Origin of the sequence: Rhodopirellula sp. JB055, from assembly GCF_043100905.1 — a bacterium.
Lineage (GTDB): Bacteria > Planctomycetota > Planctomycetia > Pirellulales > Pirellulaceae > Rhodopirellula.
Map to the genome: position 1 here is coordinate 1 of NZ_JBICHO010000157.1, position 7,069 is coordinate 7,069.

The following is a 7,069-nucleotide window of genomic DNA, read 5'->3' on the forward strand; positions in this document are numbered from 1 at the left end:
GTGCACCTTCCAACCTTCGATCTCACGGACCACCGGATCGAATCGCGGCGCCGATTCGGCTGGGCGGTCGTTTGCCGATGCCGGCGAAAGGAACACCAGGCAAAGAAACGAGAGACCAAGCAGCCTCCCGGTTGAAAGCGTTCGCTGGGCTTGGTTCATCATCAGCTCTGGAGAGGTTCGACTGTGAAAGTCAGTCGGCCTTCACCACGTCCATGAAGCCGATCATCATTTCGTTCCAACTTTGGTCGCCCCATCCAACGGTTTTGGAAGGATCCGGGTTGCTCAGATTGTATTCCGAGTTATCAAAGACCGCACGGCAGTGGACGACGGTCCCCCGAGGCAATTTCCGAGGTTCCTTGAGGATGTACTTCATCTGCCAGTTGAAATCGTAGGCGTGAACGTCCAACAGAATCTCTTGTTCGCCATTGGGGAAGTGGGCCGTGTAGCGGAACGCTTTGCCGCGAAGGTGCATGTGCGGGGTCATTCCGAGCAGCTCGATGTCCTTCCGAACGGTGTGCTTCGCTGTCACCACATGGTTGGCTTCGCCGGGAGGAATTCTGAATTTCGTGTTGATCGCGATGACGCCTTCCAGCTCTTTCTCGACGTTGGCTTTGTCGGTGAACTTGACCCCGATGTACGACAGATCGCTTTGGGCGGTGCCGTTGGGGGTGTAGTGCATCTCGAACAACAGCTTGCTGCCGGCTTTCGCATGAATCGCGACGCCGTCATTCAGGTCGACTGGGGTGCTGCCGGGAGCGTAGCCCACCAACACTTTCCGCAGATCCACTTTCCTGCCGCCTGGTGGGATCACATAGACCAAGATGTGATGAACGACGGCTCGGTTTTGAGGACGTGCTTCGCAGGCGACGACGTACTTGTCTTCGTCCCAACCCGGATCGATCACGAAACGTTGATAATCGACTACACCTTCGGCGGGCACAGCAAAGGGTTTGTCTCGCATCTGGATGACTTGATCAGGTTCGCCAATCTGCCATCCGGTTGTGAACACGGGTGGTTCAGGCAGTTCGGACGGATCGCCCTCGGGCATCCCACCATCGACCCACTGTTCAATCAGGTCCTTTTCTTCCTCTGACAGCCTGGCGTCATTGGCGAACTCGCCGTGTGCTGGGTTGGCTGACCAAGGCGGCATACGGTTGTTGCCGATCACTTCGAGGATCGTGTCCTCCCATCCCTGCGTGTCTTCGTAGCTGGTCAGGGTGAACGGCGCGATCTCGCCTTCGCGGTGGCAAGTCACGCATCGCGAATTGAAAATCGGAGCGATGTGTTTGGCGTAGGTGATCTCGCCGAGTTCAGCGACGTCTTTGGTGCGTCCGATATGGCAACCAACCGCCTCCGTCTTCGGTTGGGAGATCGATTTTCCAGCCAGCAATTCTTCCACCGCGATGGCCAGATCGGAACGAGTTTTTTTGTCGCGAGCGTAGCCGACTCCGTATTGGTCATCGATGCGGCCGTGGTAGCGGATGACGCGATCGGCATCGATCAGGAACACCTCGGGCGTTCGTTCGGCTTTCATCGCATCGGCGACAACGTTGCCTTTGTCCTTCAGCATCGGAAAGCCGATGTCGTGACGATGCACGTAGGCGGCCACTTCGGTCAGGCTGTCTTGTTTGTTGGAGTTGATCCCGATGACCTGGAGACCGCGATCTCCAAATTTCTGCTGCAGATCATTCAGTCGCGGGCCATACAACTTTGCCAAAGGGCACTCGGTACCTAAGAAGACAATCGCCGCGCACTTCTTGCCCTTGAAATCACTCAGCGAGACGGGTTTGCCGTAGGCGTTGGGCAACGTGAATTTCGCGATCCGTTCTCCGACCGGAGAAGTTTCTGCACCTTCGGACTGGAGACCCGTCGCGGCGTTGGCCGGGATCCACGTGTTTCCAAGAATCAAGCATGCGACTGCCAAGCAAACCAAACGACGATGCATCAGAAGCCTCGGGCGAAGAGAATCAACGGTGAAACACCAGTTTCGCTGAAATGCGGGGGCCGTGTCACCCGCAGTTCCGTGTCGAATTGTACGGGGAGATTCGACGTCCTGCCGGAAAGGCCGGTTTGGATTCCTTCGGGCGGAAGCGAGGGAGATCCGAATTCTGGCAAATCCGGCTACGGGGATTGATTCAACGGAATGCAGGGCAACCGGTTTCGTTCTCTACGGCAGTTCGAGTTCGCCGGACCAAGGTTGGTTGTCCCGATACCATTCCACCGATGCGGCGAGCCCCTCATCCAAGTCCACCTTCGGAGTCCAGCCGATCAAGTCTTTCGCTTTGCTGATGTCGGCGGAGGTGACTTTGACATCGGCTTTGTGGAATGTCTTGTGTTCAACCTTGGCCTTTTTGCCAAGCAAGTTTTCGAGTCGACCAATGATGTCGTTCAAAGAGACGGGAGTTCCGCCGCCTCCCAGGTTGATGACTTCGTATCCAACGGGCTGCAACGCCGCGATGGTTCCCGCAGCGATATCCGACACATAGGTGAAATCGCGAGCTTGTTCGCCGTCGCCAAATAACTCGATCGGTGTGCCTTCATCGATCCATTTGATGAATCGGAAGATGCACATGTCGGGACGTCCCGCGGGTCCGTAGACGGTGAAGTAGCGGCAAACCGAGACGTCGATGTCGTACAGATGATGATATGAGTACGCCATTGCCTCAGCCGCTTTCTTGCTGGCCGCGTATGGCGAGATCGGCGTGTTGACGGACAGCGTTTCGACAAACGGCATCGGTTGACCGGCGTACAAAGACGAGGTTGACGCGAGCACGTATTTTTTCACGCCGACACGTCGCATCTGGTCGAGCAGGTGAAGGCTGCCCATCGCGTTGGTCGTCATGTAGACGTGCGGGTTTTCCATGCTGTATCGCACCCCGGCACGAGCAGCCAAGTTCAGCACTGCATCGAATGAATTTTCATCGAAGATTGTCTGCAGCGTCGATGAGTCTTCAATGTCGCCTCGGACGAACGTGAACGCCTCACCCTGGGAGGTCAGTTTCTCCAAGCGATGTTCTTTCAGCCGCACATCGTAGTAGTCATTGACGTTGTCGATTCCGACCACGCGATGACCCGCCGCCAGCAATTGCGAGGCGACTTCATTGGCGATGAAACCAGCGCAGCCTGTGACCAGGTACGTTTTGGACGACGAATCGGGCATCGGTTCGGGGCTCTTGATTCGGGGTTTGGGGAGGTGCCCTGGGGTTTGGCGAGGTTCAAACTATAGTGGGCCGCCAGTTGCACCGTCCGATTTTGCCACGCAGTCTAGTCAATGAAACGTCCCAAAATAGCCGTCTTCTTCGGAACCCGTCCCGAGGCAATCAAAGTCGCACCCGTGATCAAGCGACTTGCCACGGACGACCGATTCGAATTGCTGTCGGTTTCGACGGGCCAGCACCGCGAAATGCTGGATCAAGTGATCGACATCTTCGATTTGCCAGTGCATCACGATTTGGGCGTGATGACGCCGGGGCAAACCCTGGCAGGCCTGTCTTCGAAACTGATCGCGTCGATCGATCAAATTCTCGAAGCCGAAGAACCTGATTTTGCTCTCGTTCAAGGCGACACAACGACGGTTCTGATGGCCTCGCTGGCATGTTTCTACCGCCGCATTCCGACCGGGCACATCGAGGCAGGCCTGCGGACGGGGAATCTGGCCAGCCCCTTCCCCGAAGAAGCCAATCGGGTGTTGGCCAGTCCCATCAGCACGCTGCACTTTGCACCAACCTCGGTCAGCGAGGCGAACCTGTTGAACGAACGAATCGATCCGACGAAGATCTTTGTGACGGGCAACACCGTGATCGATGCCCTGCACTTGGAGGTCCAGCAACAATCCGACCCCGCGGTGGCAGCGAAGATCGACGAAGAGCTGGGGTCGGTTCTTCCCAGCGATTGGCGTGAGCGACGTTTTGTTTTGATCACGGGGCACCGCCGTGAAAACTTTGGCGGTGGCTTTGACGAGATCTGTGGTGCAATCTCGGAGCTGGCAGAGCGATTCCCCAACGTTCGATTTGTGTACCCGGTGCACTTGAATCCGAATGTGTCTGGACCTGTTCAAAAGGCATTGGGTCAATTCGACAATGTGTTGCTGTTACCGCCGCAGTCGTATCGTCCGTTTGTGGCGCTGATGCAAGCTTGTGAGTTAGTGCTCACCGATTCGGGCGGCGTGCAAGAAGAGGCTCCCGGATTGGGCAAGCCTGTATTGGTCATGCGTGACACGACCGAACGTCCCGAAGGTGTGGACGCAGGCACGGTCCGCTTGGTCGGCCCAGTTCGCAAGAACATCGTGGACGGCGTCAGTGAATTGCTCAGCGACCGCGAAGCCTATGACAAGATGGCGCGAGCTTCCAATCCTTATGGCGACGGCACCGCGTCAGAGAAAATCTTGGACGCGATCGCTCAGCACTTTTGCTGACGACTACTGTCGAAGGGCGTTTGCAAGTTCGGCTTCATAAGCCCGGTTCAGTTGTTGATAGTCGGCCAAGATCTTTTTCGGAACATCCACACCCGCAGAATCATCAGCCAAGGCAGCGACGACGTTGCTCACGGTGCTGGCGTTGATCTGTCGCTCAGTCAGCAGGACGGTTTGATCCGCATCGATGACAGCCGCGCTGCCGGGCCTCAGCCTCAACAGCCCAAAGACATCGTCCAATGATTTGGCATCCAGCACGGTGACGGCACCCGACCAAGCCGACGCCAATTCGCGGCGAAAGCCAGAGTCTTCGGTCGCAACCACCCAGCGAACGTGAGACAAATTCGACTGACGCGATTGGGTGATCGCGGCTGCGATCCAGCGCGGTTCCGCGGCGGATTCGGATTCGGCTTCGGACAGGCGAAACAGCACCAACTCGGATGCTTTGTTACCCGCATGAAGTGCCCGCATCGCATCGTTGGGCAATCGTCTCCCCAAAATGCTGGATGGGGGCGGTGGTGGAACGGGGACAAAACGCGAAACACGTTGTGGAGTGAAAGGCGGTTGAAAGTCAAATCGAGTCGAGTCCTCCTCACCGGACTGGGGTGCAAACTCAGCTCGTCGGAATTCAAGTGTCAGCGAACTTTGCTTGGTATCCAGACCTTCGATCAGTGGAAGCGGCAACTCAACCCGACGAATCACACTGACCGTGGGATCGATCCAAAACACATAGGACTTGCCTTCCGTTTCCGCCGCAATGCGTCGCATCTTTTGCCCCGCGAAATTTGCGTCGGGCAACCACTTCAGTTTTGCAGTGGGCTCGAAGATGCCCGACATGGGGTCGCCCGCGAACAACCATTCCAGTTGCGGTGGCGGACCAGCCAGCCCGGCGGACAACTTCGACCGCAGGACTTCATCCGCGAGCACGCGATCGAGGTTCAATCGTTGGTTTTCCGGTTTTTGCCAGACATCAACCAGCATCTGAGAATCGAAGTGGCGTGTTTCAGGTTCATCGAACCAAGCATTCAGTTCGACTTGGTTGGATTGTGGCGTGGAATTGGCTCGCAATCGCACCGCGTAGGCTTGGACGTCGAGTTGTCGGCCAGTCCAACGCACTCGAAACGGGGCTCGCTGTTCTTGCTTTCCGCCCGAGAACAATTCCGAGGACGCGTTTGCCAACGGGACCACACGCAGCACGACTTCGCTGGTGTCCTGGTAGTACGAACTGCCGCGATAGCGAGCGAAGATTTGCCGCAGTCGGTCGCGAGGCTGGCCCCGTGCGATCACAAACTGCTGTGGTGTCGTCGCGGCTTCTTCCGAGGTGGACGACGAAGGCGAACATCCGGTGGTCCATGCAGAGACTCCCGCGACGATGCCGCACGCAAAGATCCATTTCGCGAACTGTTGAATCAAACCGTCACGCTTTCTTTTCACCCAGTGAATCCATTCGAGCTGCTTTGCACAGCAACCGTTTCTCCGCCGCCGCTCGACCGCACTTTCGACAGATGAATTCTGCCGATTGGACTTGTTCGGCTAGCAACGGCAAAGCATCTGCAAGAGTGGATTTATCCCATTTGCAAATCGACTTTTTGGGGAGTTTCGATTGAGTCAAACTGAGATCAGTGTTCGTAAGTTGGAATTTCGCGACCATCGATCGAAGCGGCCGCGCGGTGAATGTTGATGTCTTGAGTGTACGTCAACATTTTCACCGATCCATCCACCATCGCCGCATTCCAGCCATGTGGGTGGGCACTTCCAAAGTCGTGACACGACAAACAATTGTCGGGGGTGTCCAGCGCCGGTTGCCGAGCCGCGAACCGGACATATGAGTGCGTGGTGGTCCCGATTCCCGTGTAACCGGCCAGCGGAGCACGGTCGCCAAAGCAGTCTCCGGTGGTGTATTTCAGGGAATCCATCGCTTTTTCGCCGACCAGATACGTGTGGCTCAAACCGTCAAACACCCGCGACAAGGTCGTCCGGCCGCCGAGTCTCCAAACCCCGTCGTACTCGCTTTCGATGACTCGGTGGTCCGCTTCGTTGACCGACGCAGGACCACCGCACATCGCGTAATCCGTCCGTCCGCCACTCGCTCCGTACCGACTGAGATAGGGTTCCAGCAACGGATAGGCATCCGCGTCACGCCGGGTTGGGCAATGAAACGTGGAGACAGCCGACTGAACGTGTTGCTGCACGCGGTCCGTCGGCGCGATGCTGGGAGCAGCCCCGATTTTTGCCAGTGGCGGCGCCAAGTCAGCTTGTTCCATCAACGCCATCGCCTGGACGATCCAGTTGCCGCCGTTGAACCGGGCATCGTACGAGCGGCGGCTGTCAAAATCGACCAGGAAAGGCGGGACTTCGCCGGAGTATCCCGGCAGATCGCGAAACATCGATTCGTAGTTCTGGCACGCCAACGCGATTTGTCGAATTCGATTGCGACACTTGGTCTGACGTGCCGCTTCGCGAACGCTCTGGACCGCTGGCAGAAGAAGTGCGATCAGGACGCCAATGATGGCGATGACGACCAGTAACTCCACCAGCGTGAATCCATGGCGATTCACTGTTTCTTGCTCCGTCCTCACGGTCAAACCTCGATCACAGGGATGGTTTGCGAGCCAATTGTCGAATCTCGAGGGAACCAGCTTTGAGCAACTGCAGACA

General features: G+C 57.0%; 5 protein-coding genes. 1 reads left to right on the forward strand and 4 read right to left on the reverse strand.

Annotated features, from left to right (window positions below; all coding sequences use genetic code 11):
• Positions 1-190 precede the first annotated feature (190 nt).
• Both ACF8AM_RS06470 and ACF8AM_RS06475 read right to left on the reverse strand, forming a co-directional pair.
• A complete protein-coding gene (locus tag ACF8AM_RS06470) occupies positions 191-1,945 on the reverse strand; it encodes a redoxin domain-containing protein (RefSeq protein ID WP_392554840.1) in 1,755 nt (584 codons plus the stop codon).
• A gap of 222 nt (positions 1,946-2,167) precedes the next feature.
• On the reverse strand, positions 2,168-3,160 hold the full coding sequence (locus ACF8AM_RS06475; protein WP_392554841.1) for an SDR family NAD(P)-dependent oxidoreductase: 993 nt from the start codon (positions 3,158-3,160) through the stop codon (positions 2,168-2,170).
• Positions 3,161-3,271: 111 nt separating this feature from the next.
• Here ACF8AM_RS06475 and wecB point away from each other — a divergent pair, with 111 nt between their 5' ends.
• Positions 3,272-4,414, forward strand: a complete 1,143-nt coding sequence (gene wecB / locus ACF8AM_RS06480; RefSeq protein ID WP_392554842.1) for a non-hydrolyzing UDP-N-acetylglucosamine 2-epimerase — start codon at positions 3,272-3,274, stop codon at positions 4,412-4,414.
• A 3-nt stretch (positions 4,415-4,417) separates the two neighbouring features.
• Here the strand turns inward: wecB and ACF8AM_RS06485 are convergent, their stop codons facing one another.
• Positions 4,418-5,845 (reverse strand): hypothetical protein, encoded by a 1,428-nt coding sequence (locus tag ACF8AM_RS06485; protein WP_392554843.1) that lies wholly within the window; start codon positions 5,843-5,845, stop codon positions 4,418-4,420.
• A gap of 185 nt (positions 5,846-6,030) precedes the next feature.
• The gene (locus ACF8AM_RS06490) at positions 6,031-6,990 is read right to left on the reverse strand and encodes a DUF1559 domain-containing protein (RefSeq protein WP_392554844.1); all 960 of its coding nucleotides are present in this window, start codon (positions 6,988-6,990) and stop codon (positions 6,031-6,033) included.
• Positions 6,991-7,069: the final 79 nt, after the last annotated feature.

Bases quoted from the DNA above. Each gene is read 5' to 3' on its own strand.
- ACF8AM_RS06475 (WP_392554841.1), bottom strand. From the start codon at position 3,160: ATGCCCGATTCGTCGTCCAAAACGTACCTGGTCACAGGCTGCGCTGGT.
- ACF8AM_RS06470 (WP_392554840.1), bottom strand. From the start codon at position 1,945: ATGCATCGTCGTTTGGTTTGCTTGGCAGTCGCATGCTTGATTCTTGGA.
- wecB (WP_392554842.1), top strand. From the start codon at position 3,272: ATGAAACGTCCCAAAATAGCCGTCTTCTTCGGAACCCGTCCCGAGGCA.